Origin of the sequence: Glutamicibacter sp. NPDC087583 (assembly GCF_044743685.1) — a bacterium.
GTDB lineage: Bacteria > Actinomycetota > Actinomycetes > Actinomycetales > Micrococcaceae > Glutamicibacter.
The window spans coordinates 709,295-731,152 of sequence record NZ_JBIUWY010000001.1 but is presented as its reverse complement, the minus strand read 5'-3'; the positions used below and the strand labels follow the sequence as shown (position 1 = coordinate 731,152).

18 protein-coding genes and 1 tRNA gene are annotated in these 21,858 nt (G+C 63.6%); 5 read left to right on the top strand and 14 right to left on the bottom strand.

Annotated features, from left to right (window positions below; genetic code table 11):
• Positions 1–25: 25 nt before the first annotated feature.
• From ACIOU9_RS03485 to coaE, 4 genes are all read right to left on the bottom strand, one after another.
• Positions 26–1,066, bottom strand: a complete 1,041-nt coding sequence (locus ACIOU9_RS03485) for a TerC family protein (protein ID WP_105656689.1) — start codon at positions 1,064–1,066, stop codon at positions 26–28.
• Between the two features lie 246 nt (positions 1,067–1,312).
• A complete protein-coding gene (gene uvrB, locus ACIOU9_RS03480; protein ID WP_105656690.1) occupies positions 1,313–3,400 on the bottom strand; it encodes an excinuclease ABC subunit UvrB in 2,088 nt (695 codons plus the stop codon).
• Between the two features lie 72 nt (positions 3,401–3,472).
• Positions 3,473–3,721, bottom strand: a complete 249-nt coding sequence (locus ACIOU9_RS03475; protein ID WP_105656691.1) for a hypothetical protein — start codon at positions 3,719–3,721, stop codon at positions 3,473–3,475.
• A gap of 2 nt (positions 3,722–3,723) precedes the next feature.
• A complete protein-coding gene (gene coaE / locus ACIOU9_RS03470) occupies positions 3,724–4,320 on the bottom strand; it encodes a dephospho-CoA kinase (RefSeq protein WP_105656692.1) in 597 nt (198 codons plus the stop codon).
• A 25-nt stretch (positions 4,321–4,345) separates the two neighbouring features.
• On the opposite strand from coaE, the gene ACIOU9_RS03465 reads away from it, so the two are divergent.
• The 3 genes from ACIOU9_RS03465 to ACIOU9_RS03455 all read left to right on the top strand — a co-directional run bounded on the left by ACIOU9_RS03465 (position 4,346) and on the right by ACIOU9_RS03455 (position 7,940).
• Positions 4,346–5,020, top strand: coding sequence for a YigZ family protein (locus ACIOU9_RS03465; RefSeq protein ID WP_105656693.1), 675 nt, complete (start codon positions 4,346–4,348; stop codon positions 5,018–5,020).
• Positions 5,017–6,201 (top strand): methyltransferase, encoded by a 1,185-nt coding sequence (locus ACIOU9_RS03460; protein ID WP_332486755.1) that lies wholly within the window; start codon positions 5,017–5,019, stop codon positions 6,199–6,201. Before ACIOU9_RS03465 ends, ACIOU9_RS03460 begins: the two co-directional genes overlap by 4 nt.
• A gap of 62 nt (positions 6,202–6,263) precedes the next feature.
• Positions 6,264–7,940: an HNH endonuclease signature motif containing protein gene (locus tag ACIOU9_RS03455; RefSeq protein ID WP_332486753.1), complete on the top strand. Its 1,677-nt coding sequence runs from the start codon at positions 6,264–6,266 to the stop codon at positions 7,938–7,940.
• A 28-nt stretch (positions 7,941–7,968) separates the two neighbouring features.
• Here ACIOU9_RS03455 and ACIOU9_RS03450 read toward each other — a convergent pair whose 3' ends face one another.
• The 5 genes from ACIOU9_RS03450 to polA form a co-directional block, all read right to left on the bottom strand.
• Positions 7,969–9,279: a hypothetical protein gene (locus tag ACIOU9_RS03450; RefSeq protein WP_105656695.1), complete on the bottom strand. Its 1,311-nt coding sequence runs from the start codon at positions 9,277–9,279 to the stop codon at positions 7,969–7,971.
• 246 nt (positions 9,280–9,525) lie between these two features.
• Entirely contained in the window at positions 9,526–11,001 is a 1,476-nt protein-coding gene (rpsA, locus tag ACIOU9_RS03445; protein ID WP_013349277.1) for a 30S ribosomal protein S1, read from the bottom strand.
• Between the two features lie 218 nt (positions 11,002–11,219).
• Positions 11,220–12,533: a GNAT family N-acetyltransferase gene (locus ACIOU9_RS03440; RefSeq protein ID WP_166650792.1), complete on the bottom strand. Its 1,314-nt coding sequence runs from the start codon at positions 12,531–12,533 to the stop codon at positions 11,220–11,222.
• A 69-nt stretch (positions 12,534–12,602) separates the two neighbouring features.
• Complete coding sequence (locus tag ACIOU9_RS03435) at positions 12,603–13,520, bottom strand: polysaccharide deacetylase family protein (protein WP_402696032.1); 918 nt, start codon at positions 13,518–13,520, stop codon at positions 12,603–12,605.
• A gap of 67 nt (positions 13,521–13,587) precedes the next feature.
• Positions 13,588–16,200, bottom strand: a complete 2,613-nt coding sequence (polA, locus tag ACIOU9_RS03430) for a DNA polymerase I (RefSeq protein WP_402696317.1) — start codon at positions 16,198–16,200, stop codon at positions 13,588–13,590.
• Positions 16,201–16,285: 85 nt separating this feature from the next.
• On the opposite strand from polA, the gene ACIOU9_RS03425 reads away from it, so the two are divergent.
• Positions 16,286–16,771 (top strand): hotdog fold thioesterase, encoded by a 486-nt coding sequence (locus ACIOU9_RS03425; RefSeq protein WP_105656699.1) that lies wholly within the window; start codon positions 16,286–16,288, stop codon positions 16,769–16,771.
• 84 nt (positions 16,772–16,855) lie between these two features.
• Here the strand turns inward: ACIOU9_RS03425 and ACIOU9_RS03420 are convergent, their stop codons facing one another.
• The 4 genes from ACIOU9_RS03420 to ACIOU9_RS03405 all read right to left on the bottom strand — a co-directional run bounded on the left by ACIOU9_RS03420 (position 16,856) and on the right by ACIOU9_RS03405 (position 19,881).
• Complete coding sequence (locus ACIOU9_RS03420; RefSeq protein ID WP_105656700.1) at positions 16,856–17,401, bottom strand: dihydrofolate reductase family protein; 546 nt, start codon at positions 17,399–17,401, stop codon at positions 16,856–16,858.
• 94 nt (positions 17,402–17,495) lie between these two features.
• Positions 17,496–17,744 carry a hypothetical protein gene (locus ACIOU9_RS03415; RefSeq protein ID WP_402696030.1) on the bottom strand — a complete coding sequence of 83 codons (249 nt, stop codon included), beginning with the start codon at positions 17,742–17,744 and terminating at the stop codon, positions 17,496–17,498.
• Positions 17,741–18,973, bottom strand: coding sequence for an inorganic phosphate transporter (locus ACIOU9_RS03410; RefSeq protein WP_332486740.1), 1,233 nt, complete (start codon positions 18,971–18,973; stop codon positions 17,741–17,743). The genes ACIOU9_RS03415 and ACIOU9_RS03410 overlap by 4 nt, the downstream gene beginning before the upstream one ends.
• 290 nt (positions 18,974–19,263) lie before the next feature.
• Positions 19,264–19,881: an ANTAR domain-containing response regulator gene (locus ACIOU9_RS03405; RefSeq protein ID WP_105656703.1), complete on the bottom strand. Its 618-nt coding sequence runs from the start codon at positions 19,879–19,881 to the stop codon at positions 19,264–19,266.
• Positions 19,882–20,070: 189 nt separating this feature from the next.
• On the opposite strand from ACIOU9_RS03405, the gene ACIOU9_RS03400 reads away from it, so the two are divergent.
• Positions 20,071–20,155, top strand: a tRNA-Leu gene (locus tag ACIOU9_RS03400).
• A gap of 182 nt (positions 20,156–20,337) precedes the next feature.
• Here the strand turns inward: ACIOU9_RS03400 and pyk are convergent.
• The gene (gene pyk, locus ACIOU9_RS03395; RefSeq protein ID WP_133834232.1) at positions 20,338–21,849 is read right to left on the bottom strand and encodes a pyruvate kinase; all 1,512 of its coding nucleotides are present in this window, start codon (positions 21,847–21,849) and stop codon (positions 20,338–20,340) included.
• Between the last annotated feature and the right edge of the window lie 9 nt (positions 21,850–21,858).

Sequence of the window (21,858 nt, the reverse complement as noted above, 5' to 3'; positions counted from 1 at the left end):
TGGTCCCGGCGGGTAATTGTGCGGATTACTTGGCCGCGTCCTGCTCTGCAGCTTCCGCTGCGCCGGCGAGCTCCGCGGCTTCAGCCGAAGCAGCGGCGCGCTTGCCCCATGGGCTCCACAGCGACAGCACGGTTGCGATAACGATCGCGCCCAGGATGACCAGCAGCGAAACACCCACGGAAATGTCCAGCCACGCGTAATGCAGCGGCTCGCCGCCGTTGATGAACGGCAGGCTGTTCTCGTGCAGGGCGTGGAAGACCAGCTTCACGCCGATGAAAGCGAGGATGAAGCTCAGTGCGTGCTTCAGGAAGACCAGGCGGTTCATCAGGCCACCGAGCAGGAAGTACAGCTGGCGCAAGCCCATCAGCGCGAAGATGTTCGCGGTGAACACAATGAACGCGGACTTGGTCAGGCCGAAGATCGCCGGGATCGAGTCGAAGGCGAACAGCAGGTCGGTCATGCCGATGGTCACGAAGACCAGCACCATCGGGGTGAACAGCTTCTTGCCGTCGACCACGGTGCGCAGCTTGGCGCCATCGAAGTCCTTGGAAATCGGCAGCTTGGAGGTCAGCTTCTTGACCAGGCCGCTTTCCTCGTCCTCATCCTCGTCCTTGAGCTGGTTCCATGCGGTCCAGAGCAGGAAGGCACCGAAGATGTAGAAGACCCACGACCACTGCTCGATGATCGCGGCGCCGAGCACAATGAAGATTGCGCGCAGGACCAACGCGATGATGATGCCGAACATCAGCACTTCCTGCTGGTACTTACGCGGTACCGAGAAGCGCGCCATGATGATGATGAAGACGAACAGGTTGTCCACCGACAACGCGTATTCGGTGACCCAGCCGGCGTAGAATTCCTGGCCAAGCTGGGGTCCAGCCTGCGTCCAGATCACGGCACCGAAGATCAATGCCAAGGAGATGTAGATGCCGACAAAAATGCCTGCTTCCTTCATGGAAGGAATGTGCGGACGCTTGGTGACGTACAGCAGGTCTGCGATGAGCACCGCGCACAGAACAATCAGCGCGATGATCTCGAATTGAATAGTTAACCCATTAGTGCCCACGGACGAGCGACCTTTCGTTGGAGGGTATGGAAAATCGCCGCAAGTCTCTCCGCCGCCACACCAGAATTCGAAACACTTCGATAGCTGGCTCAGTGATCGGCTGCTGTGCCCGGCGAAACATCATTGGTTCGCGTGTTGACGTCCACAGCATTGGGATACTCCCCTACGTCCAGTGATCAAGTGTAGCGCACAGGAACTGCACAGGCTTGGCGCATGTCCCAATTACTGCGCCGGACAGCAGCAGGGCTACGCGTGCCCGGCAGCCTTCATCTGGCGCAATTCCTTCTTCAACTCGGAAACTTCATCGCGGATCCGGGCGGCCAGTTCGAACTGCAACTCAGCGGCCGCGGCGTGCATCTGCTCGGTCATTTCCCCGATCTGGGCCAGCAGGTCCTCGGCCGGGGCGGCGGCCAGCCCATCCTTGCGCACCGCGGACGAGGCCTTGGTGCGCTTGGCATTCTTCGCCAACCGGTTGTTGTTCAGCAGTTCCTGGGTGTCGGCATCCTCACGCGCCAGCTGGTCGGTGATGTCAGCGATCTTCTTGCGCAGCGGCGTGGGGTCGATCCCGTGCTCCTTGTTGTGCGCTTCCTGGATTGCCCGTCGGCGATTGGTCTCCTCGATCGCCTGGTCCATCGCATCGGTGATCTTGTCGGCATACATGATCACCTGGCCCGAGACGTTACGCGCGGCACGGCCGATGGTCTGGATCAGGCTGGTGGCCGAACGCAGGAAGCCCTGCTTGTCGGCATCCAGGATCGCGACCAGCGAAACCTCGGGCAAATCCAGGCCCTCGCGCAGCAGGTTAATGCCCACCAGCACGTCGAAGGAACCCATGCGCAGCTCGCGCAGCAGCTCCACGCGGCGGATCGTGTCCACATCGGAGTGCAGGTACTGCACCCGCACCTGGTGCTCGGTGAGGTAGTCTGTCAGGTCCTCGGCCATGCGCTTGGTCAGCGTGGTGACCAGCACGCGCTCATCGCGATCCACACGGGTACGGATCTCATCGAGCAGGTCATCGATCTGGCCCTTGGTGGGCTTGACGATGATCTCGGGGTCGATCAGCCCGGTGGGGCGGATGATCTGCTCCACGAACCCGTCGGACTTGCCCAGCTCGTACTTGCCCGGGGTGGCCGAAAGGTACACGGTCTGCCCGATGCGCTCAAGGAACTCATCCCATTTCAGCGGGCGGTTGTCCATGGCACTTGGCAGGCGGAAGCCGTGTTCCACCAGCGTGCGCTTGCGGGACATGTCGCCCTCGTACATGGCGCCGATCTGCGGCACGGTGACATGCGACTCGTCGATCACCAGCAGGAAGTCATCGGGGAAATAGTCGATCAGGCAGTGCGGGGCGCTGCCGGCATCGCGGCCGTCGATATGGCGCGAGTAGTTCTCGATGCCGTTGCAGAAACCCATCTGCTCCATCATTTCCAGGTCGTAGGTGGTGCGCATGCGCAGCCGCTGGGCCTCGACGAGCTTGTTCTGCGATTCCAGCTCCTTCAGGCGCACCGCCAGCTCGTCCTCGATCCGCTTGATCGCCTTGTGCATCCGCTCGGCACCGGCCACATAGTGGCTGGCCGGGAAGATGTACATCTCGGTCTCCTCGCGGATCACCTCGCCGGTGACCGGGTGCAGGGTGTGGATCGCTTCCACCTCGTCGCCGAAGAACTCGATGCGCACGGCCTGCTCTTCGTACATCGGGATGATCTCCACCGTGTCCCCGCGCACGCGGAAGGTGCCGCGGTGGAAGTCCATGTCGTTGCGGGTGTACTGCATGGCCACGAACTGGCGCAGCATCGCGTCGCGGTTCAGTTCCTCGCCGGTGCGCACGGTGACCATCCCGGCCACGTATTCCTCGGGAGTGCCCAGGCCGTAGATGCACGAGACGGTGGCGACCACAATGGTGTCGCGGCGGGTGAGCAGGGAGTTGGTGGCCGAGTGGCGCAGGCGCTCGACTTCCTCGTTGATCGAGGAGTCCTTCTCGATGAAGGTATCGGTCTGCGGGACGTAGGCCTCGGGCTGGTAGTAGTCGTAGTAGGAGACGAAGTACTCCACCGCGTTATTGGGCATCAGCTCGCGGAACTCGTTGGCCAGCTGGGCGGCCAGGGTCTTGTTCTGCACCAGCACCAGGGTGGGGCGCTGCACCTGCTCCACCAGCCAGGCGGTGGTCGCGGACTTGCCGGTACCGGTGGCACCGAGCAGCACGATGTCCTTCTCGCCGGCGTTGATCCGCTCGGTCAGCTGCTTGATGGCCTGCGGCTGGTCGCCGGCAGGCTGGTACTCGCTGATGACTTCGAAGGGGGCGACCACGCGCTTGATCGGCTGTGCAAGACTCATGCTTCCAGCATATCCACTTGCCCCGACCGTTGGGGCTGCGCCCTAGCCAGCTTTCAGCTTAAACCCGGGGTGCTATTTGCGCATCCCGTAGCGGATCGCATTGCGCTTGACGGTGCGCTGGATGCTGCTGCCGAAGAATCCCACGGTCATGATGGTGGCGGCAATCAGCCCCAGCAAGGCCAGGCAGCCGGAAATGTAGACCACCGGCGAATACGGCCCGGATTCGCTGGCAACGAATTCGGCGCGGCCGCCAAAACCGAGCCACAGCACCAAGGCGACGGCGAAAGCGATCAGGGTGCTCCACTTGCAGATCTTGTACATTCCTACTCCTGTGCTGGCGCCAATTGGCGGTAGAGGGCAGAAACCTGCCCCTCCAGTTCTTCCAAGGTACCGGAATTATCCAGCAGGTAGTCGGCTACGGCCGCCCGCTGGTCATCCGTGGCCTGCGCGGCCATCCGGGCCTCGGCGTCTTCCCGGGTCCAGCCGCGATCCTGGACCATGCGGCGAATGCGTTCGGCGTGCGGGGCGGCCACGACGACCACCGCGTCGAAGCTGTCCAGCTGGCCGGTCTCGACCAGCAGCGGGATGTCCTCGACCACCAGCGAGCCGGCTGGCGCTCCTTGGCGCAACTTCGCCGCTTGCTCCCGCACCAGCGGGTGCACGATCGCGTTGAGCTTGGCCCGCGCCGCCTCGTCGGCGAAGACTATCGCGCCTAATGCGGGACGGTTCAGCGACCCGTCGGCCAGCAAAACGGCTTCGCCAAACGTGTCCTTGATCGCAGCCAGCCCGGGCGTGCCGGGTTCGACCACCTGGCGCGCCAACGCGTCGGCATCGATGACTACGGCTCCCAGGGCGGCCAATTTGGCCGCGACCGCAGATTTTCCGGAGGCCACTCCCCCGGTCAGTCCCACATGCATCATGTTCCCACCCTATAAACTAAGAGGGATGAACACCAACGACTCGGCCGCGACACGGTACACGACCTTGACCAGCGATTGCGTGCACGAGCTGGAAATCAAGCGTTCGCGATTCATCACCTACCTCTACCGGGTCGAAACCGAGGCCGCCGCCCGCGCGCAGATCGCGGCCCTGCGCAAGACCCACTTCGATGCCCGCCACCACTGCAGCGCGTTCATCCTGGGCCCCGATCGCATGGCCCAGCGCTCCAACGACGACGGCGAGCCCTCGGGCACCGCCGGCATCCCGATGCTCGATGCCCTGGCCAAGCGCGAAATCGCCGACGGCAGCGTGCTCTCGGACGTGCTGGCCGTGGTGGTCCGCTACTTCGGCGGGATCAAGCTTGGCGCCGGCGGACTGGTCCGCGCATATTCCGAGGCGGTATCTTCCGGGCTGGACAATGCGCAGCTGCACCTGCGCCAGCGCATGCGGATCTTCACCTTCGCCGCCGCCCACGCCGACGCGGCCCGCTACGAGAACGAGCTGCGCGCCGCCGGCTACCAGGTCGAACCGACCCTCTGGCAGGCCGATGCCGCAATCGTGCAGATCGGCATCCCGGACACGCCCGAAGCCGCCGCGCAGCTGCGCACCGGCATCGCCTCACTCACCTCCGGCGCCGGGGAACTGGCCGCCGCCAACACGCAATGGGTTGATCTGATTTGAACTCCGCCGCCAATCCCGAAGGCACGCCCGCTGCCGCCAGCAGCCTCCAGGCCCTGCTGCCCGCCCTGCGCCGCTGGCCCGATGTCGAAGCCGCCAACCTCTACGCCGCCGACGCCTGCGACCGGCTCATCCTGGACACCTGCGCCGCCGCGGCCGGACCCTCGGACCGCTGGCCGGATGCCATCGCGGTCATCGGCGACCACTACGGCGCGCTGGCCCTGGGCGCACTGGCACTAGGCAGCACGAGCGTGCGCGTGCACACCGATTCGCTCACCGCGCGCCGGGCCATCGAGGCCAACCTCGCCCGGCTCATGCCCGAGCGGGCCGGACACCTCGAATTCTGCACCCTGGAACAGGTTGCCCAGGGCGCCAGTTCGATCCTGCTGGCCCTGCCTCGCGGACTGGACGTGCTGGGCGAACAGGCCGCCGCGGCAGCAGCCGTCGCCGATCCCGGCGCGAAGCTTTTCGCCGGAGGCCGCATCAAGCACATGAGCCGTTCCATGAACGAGGTGCTCGCGGAGCATTTCACCCGCGTCGACGTCTCGCTGGCCCGGCAGAAATCCCGGGTGCTCACCGCCAGCACCCCGCGCGCCGAACAGCCCGCCAGCAGCTTCCCGGCCACTGCCACCCACCAGGTGCGCGGCACCAGCTTCACGCTGCATGCCGGTGCCGGGACCTTCGGTGCCGCCCGGCTGGATCCGGGCACCCGGCTGCTGCTGGAAAACCTTCCGGACCTCTCCGGGCACGCCACGCTGGTCGATCTGGCCTGCGGCAACGGCGCGATCGGCATCTGCGCAGCACTGGAAAACCCGCAGCTGCGCGTGGACGCCTCGGACCATTCGGCCTCCGCGGTCGCCTCCACCCTGGCCGCCGCTCAACGCAACAACCTGGACGGTCGCCTCACTGCCGTGCAGGATGACGCCCTGGGCCGCCTGCCCGACGCCAGCGCCACCCTGGTCACGCTGAACCCGCCCTTCCACATCGGCAACACCGTCACCGCCGACATCGCGTTCAAGCTGATCGACGACGCCGCCCGCGTGCTCGCTCCCGGAGGCACCCTGCTGTGCGTGTTCAACTCGCACCTGCGCTACCGCAGCGAATTGGCCCGCCGCGTTGGCCCCACCGAACAGCTGGCCCGCGACAGGACCTTCACCGTGACTGCATCAACCCGCGCGCACTAGGCTTTTCCACAGGCCGTATTGCCGGCCGGCACGCCGCGCACCGCCTGGCGCATGCTGGGGCCATGAACAGAACTGTCAGCCAGGCGCTAGCCGGGCTTGCCCAAGCGATCAAGGACGCGCCGGCCCTCGCGGTGGACGACGCCCTGGCCGTCGCCGCGTTCATCCCCGTCCTGCACCAGACCCTGCTCTGCGCCGATCCAGCCACCGGCCCCGAGTCCCACTACCTGCACGATCCGCGCTACGCCTTGGCCCTGTCCACCGCGGCTGAAGCTTCGGCCCACCAGGCCCTTCGCACCCAGATCTACGCAGCCCACCTGGTCGATGACACCGCGGCGCACACCCTGGCCCAGGTTGAACTCGCCGCAGCCCGCCAGGGCACCACCGATTTCTCCGTCCCTGCCCAGCGCACCGGAAAGCGGCCCAGCTTCACCGGCCCTGCGGCACTGCTGGCATCCTGGCTGCGCACCGACCATTTCGAGGCCAAGCGCCGCATCCAGTCCGCCAGCCACGTCTTCGCGCAATACGACTACCAACATCAGCGGCACCAGGCACAGTTCCCTTTGCTGGCGCGGCGCTTCGCCGATCTGCGCCAGCCGCCAGCCGAAGTGCTCAGCGCGGCCCGGCGCCTGGGCGCTCTGGAACCCCAACGCGACGAATACGCCGCACCGGCCACCGCCTCGGCGCTCACCGAAGATGGCGAGCTGCTTGAATCCATCGTCAACCAGCAATTGGACGAGCCCGACCCCGGCACCCGCAGGCAATTGGTCAACAGCTTCCTGAAATCCCAGAAGGAACGCTTGGGCAAGAAGCGGCCCGAAGCCCAGGAAGGCCTGTACCGGCGGGGCGAACGCGGCGGCCTGGTCCACTACGACCTCGCCCTGCGCCCTACGCGCGCAGAACTCTTCGAATCGGGCATTTCGCAAAGCGACAATCCCCGCTCCGGTTCCGGCCAAGCCGCACGGGAGGCTTTTGCCCAGTCTCCGGGACAACGTACAGAGCAGGATGCTGCCCCTGGCACTTCCTACCAGGCCGACGCCGGAGGCCATCCGGACTTCTTGACCGATGAGGAAGCTGCCGCCAGCGAAGATCCTGTTTCCCCACCGCTTTCTCCCGCGGCACGCCGCCTCAACGGCCTGATGAATCTGCTGGAGATCAACACGAAGCGGCTCCAGGAGCTGCTGGATGCCGCGCGCAATGGCGGGACCCCCAAGGGCGCCGATGGGAATGATGCAGGCACCGTGGATGTCCCCACCATCACCCCGCAGGTCGTGGTCATGCTGACCTTGGACGAGTTGGAAGGCCGCGCGAGAACCCATGGCATCACCCAGCACGGTTTCAAGCTCGATGCAACTGACCTGCGCCAGACCCTGTCCAGGGCACGCATCATCCCGATGGTGCTCGGCGGCAGGGGCGAGCTGCTTGATATCGGGCGCAGCCAGCGCAAGCATCCGAACTACATGCGTCTGGGTGTTGCGGTGCGCGATCGCGGCTGCATAGTTCCCGGGTGCACCATGGATCCCGAACGCTGCAACATCCACCACATCTGGTTCTGGTCCGAGGGCGGTGTCACTGCGGTCTACTGGAGCGCGATGCTCTGCGACACGCATCATCATGACGTTCATGCCGGGTTGATCAAGGTCATTGCCGACGATGGCGTACCCAAGGTCATCCTGCCCAGCTTCGTCGATCCCACCCAGACCCCGGTGCGCAACAGCTACCACATGGCCAAGGCCGCCTAGTTCGCGGCAATGCGCCGGCGCCATCCGGCTAGATCAAGAAAGGGCGTCCACCGTGCACGCGGACGGCTTGGGCGTTGATCCCCAATGGACGAAGGTCGATCCGGTCGATCTCGCCCCGCTCATTATTCTCGAAAGTATCAGCCGTAACCGAATCACCGGCAGGGGTCAGAACCGCCAGGCGGCGCTTGGTTCTGGCCAGAGGCTCGCGTGCCGATGCCGGGACGTAGTAGGCGCTGGCCTGCTTCCCTCCACCGTAGAGCCATGAAACGCGCACCGCGACCGGGCGTGAGCCCCAGCCGCTGAGCCCTGCAATGACCAAGCGCTGGCCGGTTGCCTCTAGCAGTTTCCCATTCAGGTTCTCCCCATAGACCCAGGGCTGGGAGGCGATGCCCAGGAACTCTTCGGCCGAGCGCTGGTTGACCGCATGCACCCCGTGCACCGGGCACACCTCTGAGCAGAAAATGAATCGCGGATCCTCAAATTTCTGCTTGGATCCGTTCTTGTCGTCGTTGCGGCACAGGCAGGCCCCGGTTTCTTCCGTTTCGATGAGGATCGCGTTGCCATAGGCCCGCAATGACGTTGGACCAATTCGGTGGTCCGCTGGAACTTCGAGTGCGAAAAGTCCCATCGATTTCAAGCGCATCCAGCGCAGCATGCTCAGCAGCAGGCTGATGCCCAGCAGGACGGCCGCGGCGTACACGTCAAGACGGTAGCCTTCATCCAAGTCATGCAGCGAATAAACTTCCGTGCTGACCAGTTCCCAGCCCAGCCGGAGCAGCGGGTAGATCAGTGCTCCTACCGCAAGCTTCCATACCATGGGCGACATTTGCTTGGTGATTCCAAAATCGCTCTCTTGCCCCGGCGCCAAGGCGATGCCTCCTGAGGCTTCACGCTTCCAGGTTCTCAGCAGGCGTCGGAACCGTGCGTCCATGAGACCTACGGACAGTGCGAGCAGCAGGAAATAGCCCAGCGCCAGCATCAGGATCCTTTGCAGGTCCCCGGCAGGAGCCAGCAGGAAATAGATTCCGGCGGCTACGCCCAAGCCCATCCAGGGTGATTGCCGTCCGCCGCCAAAGATCATGGCCAGGACGGTAGCGACCATGGAGAAGGAGAGGATGTCCATGAAGCCCTTGTCCAGGTACGGGGAATGCAGAAGATCCGAACGGACGAAGACCACCAGTGCAACCAGCGGAAGCCAGGTCGCTACGGCAACCCAGAAATTGGGAATAGTGCGCGGTACAGTTTCCCACTCCTCGCGGCTGACCTGGCGCACCGGGATCTGCTGTCCGGCAGTTGCGCCTGCCGCATAGTCTGCCGGCGAATTTCCTGTCGTTGCCATGTGCTACTACCTGCCGTTAGTGAGTCCACCTGATCGGTGCACTTTTAGTCTAACCTCAGCAAGTATTAAGAGCAGTGCTCCTTCGGAGCTATTCCTGCCCGGCGGATGTCAGCAGAAATAATGACGTGCCAGCCATGCCGGCAAGCAAAAAACCAGTTAAACAACGAAGGTCCAACCCTTGCAGGGTTGGACCTTCGTGAATCAGCTAAAGCTAATCACGATCTCTGCACGAGGCAGAAGCCGGAATTAGTTGCCGGTCAGCTTCTCGCGCAGTGCAGCCAGTGCTTCGTCCGAAGCCAGGGTGCCTGCATCGGTGGCTGGTGCCTCCGAGGAGTACGAAGCTGGAGCTGGCTCGGAACCACCGGCAGCAGCAGGCTCTGCTTCTGCGTCGGCAGCGATAGCGGCAACAACCTGCTTCTTGTGTGCTTCCCAACGCTCCTGGGCAGCAGCGTACTGTGCTTCCCATGCAGCGCGCTGGGTGTCGAAGCCCTCGAGCCATTCGTTCGACTCTGGGTCGAAGCCCTCTGGGTACTTGTAGTTGCCGGCCTCGTCGTACTCTGCAGCCATGCCGTAGAGTGCTGGGTCGAACTCGGTGCCCTCTGGGTCAACACCTTCGTTAGCCTGCTTGAGCGACAGCGAGATGCGGCGGCGCTCCAGGTCGATGTCGATGACCTTGACGAACAGTTCGTCGCCAACGGAGACAACCTGCTCAGCCAGTTCAACGTGGCGAACTGCAAGCTCGGAGATGTGAACCAGGCCTTCGATGCCGTCTTCGACGCGTACGAACGCACCGAATGGAACCAGCTTGGTAACCTTGCCCGGTACAACCTGACCCAGTGCGTGGGTGCGGGCGAAGGTCTGCCAAGGATCTTCCTGGGTAGCCTTCAGCGACAGGGAAACGCGCTCGCGGTCCAGATCGACTTCCAGAACCTCTACGGTTACTTCCTGGCCAACCTCGACAACCTCGGATGGGTGGTCGATGTGCTTCCAGGACAGTTCGGAAACGTGTACCAGGCCGTCTACGCCGCCCAGGTCCACGAATGCACCGAAGTTGACGATGGAGGAAACAACGCCCGGACGAACCTGGCCCTTTTCCAGCTTGTTGAGGAAGGTCGAGCGAACCTCGGACTGGGTCTGCTCGAGCCATGCACGGCGGGAAAGCACAACGTTGTTGCGGTTCTTGTCCAGCTCGATGATCTTGGCTTCGATTTCCTGGCCGATGTATGGAGCCAGGTCGCGCACACGGCGCATCTCGACGAGCGATGCTGGCAGGAAGCCACGCAGGCCGATGTCCAGGATGAGGCCACCCTTGACAACCTCGATGACGGTACCGGTAACGACGCCGTCCTCTTCCTTGATCTTTTCGATGTCGCCCCAAGCGCGCTCGTACTGCGCACGCTTCTTGGACAGGATCAGGCGGCCTTCCTTGTCTTCCTTGGTCAGGACCAAGGCTTCGACGCTGTCGCCAACGGTGACAACTTCACCTGGGTCAACGTCATGCTTGATGGAAAGCTCGCGGGAAGGGATGACACCTTCGGTCTTGTAACCGATGTCGAGCAGAACTTCGTCGTGGTCAACCTTGACGACGGTGCCTTCGACGAGGTCACCATCGTTGAAGTACTTGATGGTGGCGTCGACTGCGGCCAAGAAGTCCTCAGCAGATCCAATGTCGTTGATTGCGACGACTGGTGCGCTGTTGTTCTCGTTCGAGGTGATGGTCATGTAGTAGGGACTCCGATGTGGATAGATTTGATCAGTCGAAACCCCGGAAGTCCCGGAATTTCGAAGGGGGTAGAACATGAATGCGGACATGACGAAGCCATGGCACGCTGTTCAAGTCTACGCGCCTAGCACACCGCGGGTCAAAGCGTAACCCGCTAACATCCTCGCCAGCATTTTGTGAACTTCGTCATATCAACCGGATAATGCGACCCGTCCCACTAGAAACCGTGCGGCGTGAAACCCTCGCGAGCCACGCTGAACAAGTGAACCCAGTCCCCCGCAGCTCCCCCGCCGACCAGTTCGGCGCGTCCCGAATCCAGCAATTGGTCCAGCTGCACGGTGCCCAGGTACAGTCCAGCCAGCTCCCGCTCCGAAAGCGCCACGCGCGGCAGCCCGGAGTCGGCCTGCCCGTCCTCAATCCGGCTCACCGTGGCGCGGGAATCGGACACCTCGAAGAGGTAGGTTCCGGAGATCAGCTCCAGCCGGTCGCTCACGCTCAATAGCAGCCGGGCATCGCGCTGGTAGCCGCGCGCTTGGAAGGCGGCAACAACATCGAGCACGCGCAGCCACAGCACATCGTCAATGGAACGCACGTGGTAGTCCCGCACGTTCTCCAGCACCTGGCGCAGTGGATCGGCCACCGGGCCTTGGCCATGCACTTCTTCCACCAGATCATGGTTGCCCAGGTACTCGAAGAGCTTGATGCGCGCGGCGTCGCTGGTGGCCACCAACTTGTGCACCACCAACTTCGCCTTGGGCTCGTCCCAGCCGCCGAACTTGTAGGTGGCGAATCCGCCGAGCTGGCCAGCGTCATCGTAGTAGGCGGCAAAACGCAGGTTCTTCGGCTTTTCCAGGGTCTCCCAGGTGTCCCAGCGGCCCAGGGCAAAGCCATTGTCGAACTCGGTGCTGTCCACGGAGCCGAAGGTCTGCTCGAGCGCGCGCACGGCCAGCGCGGCATAGCCGGGCCCGAAATGCTGCGGATCGGCATCCACCACCCGGCCGGGTACCTGCACGCGCAGCTTCACCCCGTGGGCGCACTTGAGCGTGAATCGGCTTTGGTAGGTAGCTGGCTCGAAGCCGTACCGCCCGTAGATCGTCGCTTCCGACGCGGTCAAAGCCGCAATAGGGAAACCCGCCTGCTGGGCATAGGCCAGGTCGGCGGTGATTTGCCTGGACAGGATGCCGCGGCGCCGATAGCTCGGCGCGACGGTGACCGCGGAGATCTTGTGCGTTGCCACCGGCGCCTCGCCGCCGGCATTGAGCAGCCCGGGGAATGCTCCATAGGTGTGCACCGGGTAGGTTGCATGGCGCGAGTGCGGTTCGGCCTGCTGATCGAACACCAGGGAGAAGCGCATTTTCTGCGCATAAGTCAGGTCCAGGTAGTGCGTCCAATTGGGCTCTTCGGGCAGCTGCTCGTAGAAGCCGATCCCGGTGGCCTGATGGAACAGCTTGATCGATTCGTCGAGTTCCGGACTGCGGATCGCAGCCTGGCAGGTCCGGGTTTCCAGCTGCGGCGGGGTCTCTGGTCTCATCGTGCTCCTTGGCGAGGAAATCGGCTGATCACAGTCTATGCGCCTGTCCGGCCGGCGCAAGGGGTGCATTCACCAGGCAGCGGAGAGCGTGGTGAACCGCAGGCCGGAATCCAGCACCTGCCCCAGCCCGAGCGCCACGCCCTTGGCAGTACCCGAGGCGGGCTGGTTGAAGTGCCCGATGCCGACGTCCCCGGCGGCCAGCTGGCGGACCTGGGCGGCCACGGCTTGCTCGCCAAAGGTCGCCCCGGCGTCCAGGTTGACGGTGAAGTTCATCGGCACCACGCCCAGGTCCCGGCACATTGCCGCGCCGGCTTCGTCCATATGGGCGGTGCCGGAGCGGAAGAATTTCGCGGTGATGCCGAATTGGTCGGCAAGATACCGCTGGTTGCCCATCACCTCGTCGTAGGCCTGGCCGATCGACTCCGTGCCCCCGATGCCGTAGGCTGCCTGCCCGGAAGTGGCCAGCGGGGCGTGGCTGGTTCCGTGGTTGGCGATCTCGAACAGCTCGTCGCTGGCCAGCTCGGCCATCAGCGGCGCGTTGGCGCGTGCCCAGCGTTCGTTCACGAAGAGGGTCGCGGGCACCTGCTTGGCACGCAAGGCGTCCAGCAGGGCCCCATCCACCCCCGAGCCCCGGGGTCCCCCGCAGGCATCGAAGGTCAACGCCGCGGCGGCATTGCCCTTGGGCAGGCCCAGCTCGATGCCCGGGACTTCCAGCCCGAACTGCCCTGCAGGAACATTCTTGAACTTTTCCATGACCTGGCTCCGGCTCGGATACACCGTCTGGAGGCTGGCGGTAGGCCGGGGTGAAGCAGTGGCGGTGGGCGAAGGACTCGCCGTTGCCGAGGCCGCCGCGGACCCGGCTCGTTCCGCCGGTCCGCCGGTACTGCAACCGGAGACCAGCGCGGCGGCCAGCGCCCCCAGCCCCAGGCTTCCGGTTTTCAGCGCCCAACGGCGCGAGTAGTGCTCCAAGTTCGTCTCTTTCCCCAAGCCCATTCGATCCTGCCGAAAGGGGCAGGAACACCCGCGGTGCCCCTGCCCCTTTCGATTGCTGCCCCTAGTGCGCGGCGTCGTGCCAGGTCCGGCCGATGCCCGGCTGGACATCCAGCGGCACCAGCAGATCTGCGGCCTGTCCCATTTCGCGGGTCACCAGCTCCTGCACTGCTTCCAGCTCCCCCTCGGCGATCTCCAGGATGAGTTCGTCATGGACCTGCAGCAGCATCCGGGACTTGTACTGCCCAGCGCGCAGTCCCTCATCGATGCGCAGCATGGCCACCTTCACCAGGTCGGCGGCCGAACCCTGGATCGGGGCGTTCAACGCGGCACGCTCGGCGATGTCGCGCAGCCGGCGATCCGAGCTGTTCAGCTCCGGCAGGTAGCGGCGGCGTCCGAAAATGGTTTCGGTGTAGCCATCCTTGCGGGCCTGGTCGACGACCGAACGCAGGTAGGTGCGCACGGCACCGAAGCGGTCGAAGTAGTCCTTCATCAGCTTGCGGGCCTCGTCCACGCCGATCTTCAGCTGCTTGGACAGCCCGAAGCTGCTCAGCCCATAGGCCAGGCCGTAGCTCATCGCCTTGACCTTCGAGCGCATCTCCGAGGTGACCTCGTCCGGCTCGACGTTGAACACGCGCGAACCGACATAGCGGTGCAGGTCCTCGCCGTTCTGGTAGGCCTCGATCAGCCCCTCGTCTTCGGAGAGGTGCGCCATGATGCGCATTTCGATCTGCGAGTAGTCCACTGTCAGCAGGCTCTGGTAGCCGGCCCCGACCATGAAGACGTCGCGGATGCGACGGCCCTCTTCCGAACGCACCGGGATGTTCTGCAGGTTCGGGTTCAGGCTGGAGAGGCGCCCGGTCGCGGCCACGGTCTGCGCATAGGTGGTGTGGATCCGGCCATCATCGTGGGTGGCCTTGAGCAGGCCGTCCACGGTCTGGCGCAGCTTGATCGCGTCGCGGTAGGCCATCAGCGCGACCAGGAACGGGTGCCCGGTCTTGACCAGCAGATCCTGCAGCGACTCGGCATCGGTGGTGAAACCGGTCTTGATCTTCTTGGTGCGCGGCAGATCCAGCTCTTCGAACAACACCACCTGCAGCTGCTTCGGGCTGGAGAGGTTGACTTCGTGGCCGATCGCGGCGAACGCGTCGTTGGTGGCCTGGTCCACCTGCTCGGTGAAGTGGGCACGCAGTTCGTTCAGGCGATCCACGTCCACTGCCACGCCGGCGCGTTCCATCTCGAAGAGTACCGGAATCAGCGGCAGCTCCATCTCGGCAGCCAGTTTGTCCGCGTGCTTCTCGGCCAGCTTGGTAGCCAGGTAGGCGGAGAGGTCGTGGATGGCCTGCGCCTGGGCCAACGTTGGCTCGGCAAGATCCGAAGTGAGCCCCAGATCCAGTTCGCCCTTCTTGGCCTGATGCACCGGCACGGCGTACTTCAGGTGGTACTGCACCACGTCCACCAGGTCGTGGCTGCGGCGATCGGGCTGGATCAGGTAGGCGCTGATCAAGGTGTCGTCCTTGACGCCGGCGATCCGCAGCCCGCGCTCGATGAGCAGGTGCATGGCGGCCTTGGCATCGTGGAAGAGCTTCGGCGCGTTCTCATCGGCCAGGAACTGCGCAAGCACGCCTTCGGTGGCTTCATCGAGTTCGGCCAGTTCCAGCCAGAGGGCTTCCGACCCGCGGAAAAGGGCCAGACCCACGGCTTCGCCGTCAACCGCAGCAGGCTGGATTGCGATCGGCGCGCCCTTCCCGGCCCCGATGAATCCGTCCAGTGCGTCGGCATCGGCGCCGAGCACCCGGGAGAATTCGGCAACTTCGGGTGCCGCTTCCTCTTCCTGGGCTGCAAACAGGTCGAACAGGCGCTTGCGCAGGGTGTTGAATTCCAGCGCGTCGAACAGGTTCTCGATCTCTTCGCGGTTCGGGGCTTCGAGTTCCATCTGATCGAGCGTGACCGGGAGTTCCAGGTCGTGCTTGAGCTGGTTCAACCGGCGGTTGCGGGTCACGTTGTCCACGTGCTCGCGCAGCGACTCGCCGACCTTGCCCTTGATGTTCTCCACATTCTCCAGGATGCCAGCCAGGTCCCCGTAGAGGTTGATCCATTTGGCGGCGGTCTTCGGCCCCACGCCTGGCACACCGGGCAAGTTATCCGCGGTTTCGCCGACCAGAGCCGCCAAATCCGAGTAGCGCTCGGGACGCACGAAGTACTTGGCTTCCACCGCTGCGGCATCCATCGGCGGGATATCGCTGATGCCCTTCTTCGGGTACAGCACCAAGGTCTTGTCGGTGATCAGCTGGAAGGCGTCGCGGTCGCCGGACACCACCAGCACGTTGAAACCGGCTTCTTCGCCCTGGGTGGCCAGCGTGGCCAGGATGTCATCGGCCTCGAAGCTCTCCAGGGTGATCGAAGGGATGTTCATCGCCTTCATGACTTCCTGGATCAGATCGATCTGCCCGTAGAACTCTTCGGGCGTCTTATTGCGTCCGCCCTTGTACTCGGTGTACTCCAGCGAGCGGAAAGTCGGGGTGTCCAAGTCGAAGGCCACCGCAACGTGGGTGGGCTTTTGCTGGCGGATCATCGTCAGCAGCATCGATACGAATCCGTGCACGGCATTGGTGTGCTGGCCGGTGCTTGTTGCGAAGTTCTCTGCAGGCAGCGCATAGAACGCGCGGAAGGCCATGGAGTGTCCGTCAATAATCAGCAGTCTCTTGTCCGACGAAGCAGTCGGTTTGGTAGTTTCGCTCACACCTGAAAGCCTAGTTGCCATGAGCGACAATTTCACTTCTCGAACCACGCAATCTTCGGCACATCCGTTTGCCGCGCAGCTGGCCCGCCACGGTATTCCCGAATCCATGTGGCCCTACCTGCTGCACAATGGCGTGGGCGAACTCGTGGAGAAACTGGAAATCATCTTCACCGGGTTCGAACCCCAGCGCGTTGCCGCCACCATGCCGGTGGCGGGCAACACCCAGGTCTACGGCATCCTGCATGGCGGCGCTTCGGCGGCACTTGCCGAAACCCTCGGTTCGATGGCCGCTGCGCTGCACGGTGCCGGCCGGGCCAACCCGGTCGGCGTGGATTTGAACATCACCCACCACAAGGCCGGGCGCACCGGGCTGGTCACCGGGGTATGCACGCCGGTGCATCTGGGCCGCAGCAGCACCTGCCATGAGATCGTGATCAGCAATGAGCAGGGCCAGCGTGTCGCGACCGCTCGCATCACCAATATGCTGCTGCCGGTCGAAAACTGATCCCCGCAGGCGCCGTTCGCGCCAAGCGCGGCGGATCCGGCTTTTCCGGAGCGCTGGCCCTGGCCGGCTGGTCCCCTTGGCCGTTTAGCCGATCGCGTAGCGCGAGAGGAAGATATCCGCGCCGAGCTCGGTGATCCCCAGGGCCGAGAGCTGCGTGCTGATCCCGCGGCCAAAGATATTGGCCCCGTCGCCCAGCACCTCCGGAACGGTGACCAGAAGCAGCTCATCGAGCGCATCGGCTTCGACGAACGCTCCAGCCAGGTCGGCACCGCCAACCACCCACACGTCCCCGGCCCCTGCGCTCTGGGCGATGTCCCGGCTCCAGAAGCCCACCTCGCCGCGGATGAAGGTCAGGTCCGCTCCGGGCAGTGTCGGCAGTTCATGGTGTGTGAAGACCCACACCGGCTTCTCGCCGAACACCCACGGCACGGTTCCCTCGGCAGCATCACGGACGATGTTCTCGTAGGTCTTGCCACCGATCACTACGGCGCCGACGCTCCCGAAGAACTCGTCGAAATGCTTTTTCACTCCCGGCTGCGTGGCATAGGGGATGAACCATTGGACGCTTCCGCTGCGATCGGCGATAAAACCATCGATGGAGGCACCCACGTAGTACTTGAAGCTAGTCATGGCTCCAGTCTAGAGGTGCCTCCATCGAAGGCAATATCAAGTTGTCGAGGGACCCGAAAATCGTGTCGGATCCACCCGCAGCCGCGAGCAGTTCCTAGTGGCTCGAGGAGAAGCCCAGGATCGCTTCGCTCAGCTGCGGCACGATCAGCACCACGCCGAAGAGGACGATCAGGCCGCAAATCGCGAAGCAAGCGTAGGCTCCGGCATTGCTCAGGCTCTGGTTGCGGCCCCCGTCCTTGGCAACTGCCAGCAGGCGGACGCCGAAGGAGTAGGCCGCCACGATCGCCATCGCGGAAAACCAGGTGATGGCGGCGACGATGAGAAAGGCTGTCCAGTCAATCATGAATTATCGGCTTCCTTCTGCGCTGCGGCAACCTTGGCCAGCTTGGCTTCCGCCTTGGCCTTGGCACGGCGTTCCTTCTTGGTCAGGATGTTCACCGCTGCACCCGAGTTGTCGATGTCGGAAATGTTCGACTCGTGGTCATGCGGCTGCTTGCGCGAGAGGAACCAGATGGTCAGCATGGCGCCGGTGCCGGCGATCGCGACGATCACGATGCCGATGGTGCCCAGGTGGGTGATCGCTGCGGCCACGCCGCCGACGGCCGCGGCTGCTGGCAGGGTGAACAGCCAGCCCAACGCGATGCGTCCCGCGGTGCCCCAGCGGACTTCGCCGCCCTTGCGGCCCATGCCCGAACCGATCACGGAGCCGGAGGCTACCTGGGTGGTGGACAGCGCGAAGCCCAGGTGCGAGGAGGTCAGGATCGCCGAAGCGGTGGACATCTCGGCTGCGAAGCCCTGCGCGGGCTTCACGTCGGTCAGGCCCGAACCCATGGTGGCGATGATGCGCCAGCCGCCGGTGTAGGTACCCAGCGCGATGGCGAAGGCACAGGTGGCAACAACCCAGAACTGCACGCCGGAGTCGGAATCCTGCAGGCCAGAAGCCACCAGGGTCAGGGTGATGATGCCCATGGTCTTCTGCGCATCGTTAGTGCCGTGGGACAGCGCGACCAGCGAGGAAGAGAAGATCTGCCCGTAGCGGAAGCCGCCGCGCTTGGGCGCCGCGCCATTCTCGCGCTTGGTGATCGCGTAGGCCAGCTTGGTGCACAGGTACGCGGAGATGCCGGCGATCACCGGCGCGCACAGGGCCGGAAGCAGCACCTTGGAGAGCAGCACGCTGTAGTTCACCGAGGCGAAGCCTGCACCGACGATCGCGGCGCCTACCAGGCCGCCGAACAATGCGTGGGAGGAGCTCGAAGGCAGTCCCAGCAACCAGGTGAACAGGTTCCAGATCACGGCGCCCATCAGGCCGGCGAAAATCATCGCCGGCCCAATAGCCACGCCCGAGGTCGGGTCTTCGTTGATGATGCCACCTGAAATGGTCTTCGCTACCTCGGTGGAGAGGAATGCGCCAACCAGGTTCAGAATTGCGGCGAGGGCAACTGCCTTCTTAGGGGAAATTGCTCCGGTTGCGATTGGGGTGGCCATCGCATTGGCCGTGTCATGGAAACCATTGGTGAAGTCGAAAAACAACGCCAAGGCAATGACCAGGACGACGATAAGCGTCAAATCCATTGAATACCAGCCTGAGGGGTCGAACGGCAAGGAAAAAGAGAACGGGCCAGAAATAGGATCCTGCGAAAGGCATTGGCGTGCAGGACTTCGTTCTAAGCGCAATTTCCATCTTAGGCGTACGGCGCAGTACGTCAATCCGGAACTTCAACCCCATCCGGGGAAAACTCGGATGAACAACTGGTTACCAGAGGGTTAACTAGCCTCCAAGCGCGGTATCGGCGCATCGCAGGCATAAAAAATGTGCGCCAAACCATAAGTGGCTTGGCGCACAATCCAGTGCTTGGCGGTCCCTACTTGACCTGGTCGACGACCGTCTCGGCAACCTGGCGCATGCTCAGGCGGCGATCCATGGAGGTCTTCTGGATCCAGCGGAACGCTTCCGGCTCGGTCAAGCCCATCTTGGTGATGAGCAGCGACTTGGCGCGATCAACCAGCTTGCGGGTTTCGAACTGCTCGGCCAGGTTGCTGACTTCTTCCTCCAGCGCGCGCAGCTCGTCATTGCGGGAAATCGCGATTTCGATGGCCGGAGTGAGGTCTGCCGGGGTGAACGGCTTGACCACGTAGGCCATGGCACCGGCTTCGCGGGCACGCTCCACCAGTTCCTTCTGGCTGAAGGCGGTCAGCAAGACGACCGGGGCGATGCGTTCCTTGACGATGGCTTCGGCGGCGGTGATGCCATCCATGACCGGCATCTTCACGTCCATGAGCACCAGATCGGGCTTCAATTCGCGCGCCTTCTCCAGGGCGGTCTGGCCGTTGTCGGCTTCGGCGACGACGTCGTACCCTTCGGAACGGAGAATTTCGACGATATCCAAGCGGATCAGGGTTTCATCCTCGGCAACGACCACTCGACGCGGAGTGGATTGCACCTCGGATGGGATGCGGGTGATTTCAGGTAGTTCGCTCATTGGCGCCTTCCTCCATGGTCAGAAATCCTGCCCGCTGAATGGGCAGTATCTAGATGGTTTCAGTTCAGCGAAGCCACGTTGCCTCGGTTTCACATCTAAGCCTACTGGCATGTACTCTTGTTGAGGCGAAGACGCGAGGTTCCTGATTAGGAAATCTGGAAAACCTCTAGTAAAGTAGTCAAAGTGCCAGCCCAAGTGGCGGAATCGGTAGACGCGCCGCACTCAAAATGCGGTATCGAAAGATGTGTGGGTTCGAGTCCCACCTTGGGCACCAGCATGAAGGCCGTTGGATCGGAAATTGTCCGGTTCAACGGCCTTTTTTTGCGCGCGCAACCACAGGGCACGTGCTCGAGTTCACAATCGCGCTTTGCGGGCGCCAAGGCAAAAAATCCGCCCTGCTCCAGAATTCTGGAGCAGGGCGGATTTTCTTGCCTCAGCTAGTGCGCGAAAGAGCGTCTACAGGTTTTTCGGCGTGGAGACGTTTTCCGGTGCCCACGGACCGACCTTCTCGCGAGCAGGCATCGGCTTGCCATTGACCAGCTGGCCGGCATCGGCGAGGTCGCCGACCTTGTGCACGCGCAGCGAGTTGGTGGACCCTGCCTGTCCCGGAGGGGACCCGGCGGCGATGCACACGATATCGTTGAGCTCCGCCAGGCCTTCGGAGAGCAGCGCCTCGTCCACCTGGGCGGTCATCTTGTCAGTGTGGTCGGCGTAGGCCACCAGGCGTGCCTGCACACCCCACATCAGGGTCATGATGTTGTAGGTCTGCTGCAGCGGGGTGAAAGCCAGGACCGGCTTCTTCGGGCGCAGGCGCGAGAGGCGCCGTGCCGAGTCGCCGGACTGGGTGAAGGCGACGATGTACTTCGCGTCGAGCTGATCGGCGATCTCCACCGCGGCACGGGTGATCGCGCCGCCGCGGGTCTTCGGCTGGGAGCCCAAGCGGGGAATGCGATCCAGGCCGTGCTGCTCGGTCGAGGAGATGATGCGCGACATGGTCTCCACAGTTTCCACCGGGTACGCGCCCACGGAGGTCTCCCCCGAGAGCATGACCGCGTCGGCGCCGTCGAGCACCGCATTGGCGCAGTCCGAAGCCTCGGCGCGGGTCGGGGTCGGCGATTCGATCATCGATTCGAGCACCTGGGTGGCGACGATGACCGGCTTGGCCCAGCGGCGTGCCAGCTCCACGGCACGCTTCTGCACGACCGGAACTTCTTCCAGCGGCAGCTCCACGCCCAAGTCCCCGCGGGCGACCATGATGGCGTCGAAGGCATTGATGATTTCTTCCAGCGCGGCCACGGCCTGCGGCTTCTCGATCTTGGCGATCACCGGCACGCGTCGGCCTTCTTCGTCCATGATCTCGTGCACGCGCTCGATGTCCTCGGCGTTGCGCACGAAGGACAGTGCGACCATGTCGATGCCGGCACGCAGTGCCCAGCGCAGGTCGTCCTCGTCCTTTTCGCTCAATGCGGGAACGTTCACCGCGACGCCTGGCAGGTTGATGCCCTTGTTATTGGACACCTCGCCTCCGACGACGACCTCGGAACGCACCGAGGTCTGGTCAACTGCCAGCGCCTTGAGCTTGACCTTGCCGTCGTTGATCAGCAGGAAATCGCCCGGCTGGACATCGGTGGGAAGGCCCTTGAAGGTGGTGGAGCACAGGTTGCGGGTACCTTCGATGTCCTCGATGGTGATGGTGAATTCCTCACCAGCCTCGAGGATGTACTTGGCGTTGTCCTTGAAGCGGCCAAGGCGGATCTTCGGACCCTGCAGGTCGGCGAAGATGCCAACCGCGCGGCCGATCTCCGCGGCCGCATTGCGCACATTCGCCAGGGATTGTGCGTGCATGGAGTGGTCTCCATGGCTCATGTTCAGGCGGGCTACGTCTACGCCCGCCTTCAGTACCGCTACAGTATTTTCATAACTTGCCAGGGCCGGGCCCCAGGTTGCCACAATCTTTGCGCGTCTCATTCCGTCAGC

Excerpts from the sequence above, each read along its gene's own strand:
- ACIOU9_RS03420 (WP_105656700.1), bottom strand. The coding sequence starts at position 17,401 with ATGACTAGCTTCAAGTACTACGTGGGTGCCTCCATCGATGGTTTTATC.
- coaE (WP_105656692.1), bottom strand. The coding sequence starts at position 4,320 with ATGATGCATGTGGGACTGACCGGGGGAGTGGCCTCCGGAAAATCTGCG.
- ACIOU9_RS03415 (WP_402696030.1), bottom strand. The coding sequence starts at position 17,744 with ATGATTGACTGGACAGCCTTTCTCATCGTCGCCGCCATCACCTGGTTT.
- ACIOU9_RS03455 (WP_332486753.1), top strand. The coding sequence starts at position 6,264 with ATGAACAGAACTGTCAGCCAGGCGCTAGCCGGGCTTGCCCAAGCGATC.
- pyk (WP_133834232.1), bottom strand. The coding sequence starts at position 21,849 with ATGAGACGCGCAAAGATTGTGGCAACCTGGGGCCCGGCCCTGGCAAGT.
- ACIOU9_RS03475 (WP_105656691.1), bottom strand. The coding sequence starts at position 3,721 with ATGTACAAGATCTGCAAGTGGAGCACCCTGATCGCTTTCGCCGTCGCC.
- ACIOU9_RS03405 (WP_105656703.1), bottom strand. The coding sequence starts at position 19,881 with ATGAGCGAACTACCTGAAATCACCCGCATCCCATCCGAGGTGCAATCC.
- uvrB (WP_105656690.1), bottom strand. The coding sequence starts at position 3,400 with ATGAGTCTTGCACAGCCGATCAAGCGCGTGGTCGCCCCCTTCGAAGTC.
- ACIOU9_RS03440 (WP_166650792.1), bottom strand. The coding sequence starts at position 12,533 with ATGAGACCAGAGACCCCGCCGCAGCTGGAAACCCGGACCTGCCAGGCT.
- rpsA (WP_013349277.1), bottom strand. The coding sequence starts at position 11,001 with ATGACCATCACCTCGAACGAGAACAACAGCGCACCAGTCGTCGCAATC.
- polA (WP_402696317.1), bottom strand. The coding sequence starts at position 16,200 with ATGGCCTTCCGCGCGTTCTATGCGCTGCCTGCAGAGAACTTCGCAACA.
- ACIOU9_RS03410 (WP_332486740.1), bottom strand. The coding sequence starts at position 18,973 with ATGGATTTGACGCTTATCGTCGTCCTGGTCATTGCCTTGGCGTTGTTT.
- ACIOU9_RS03425 (WP_105656699.1), top strand. The coding sequence starts at position 16,286 with ATGAGCGACAATTTCACTTCTCGAACCACGCAATCTTCGGCACATCCG.
- ACIOU9_RS03465 (WP_105656693.1), top strand. The coding sequence starts at position 4,346 with ATGAACACCAACGACTCGGCCGCGACACGGTACACGACCTTGACCAGC.
- ACIOU9_RS03450 (WP_105656695.1), bottom strand. The coding sequence starts at position 9,279 with ATGGCAACGACAGGAAATTCGCCGGCAGACTATGCGGCAGGCGCAACT.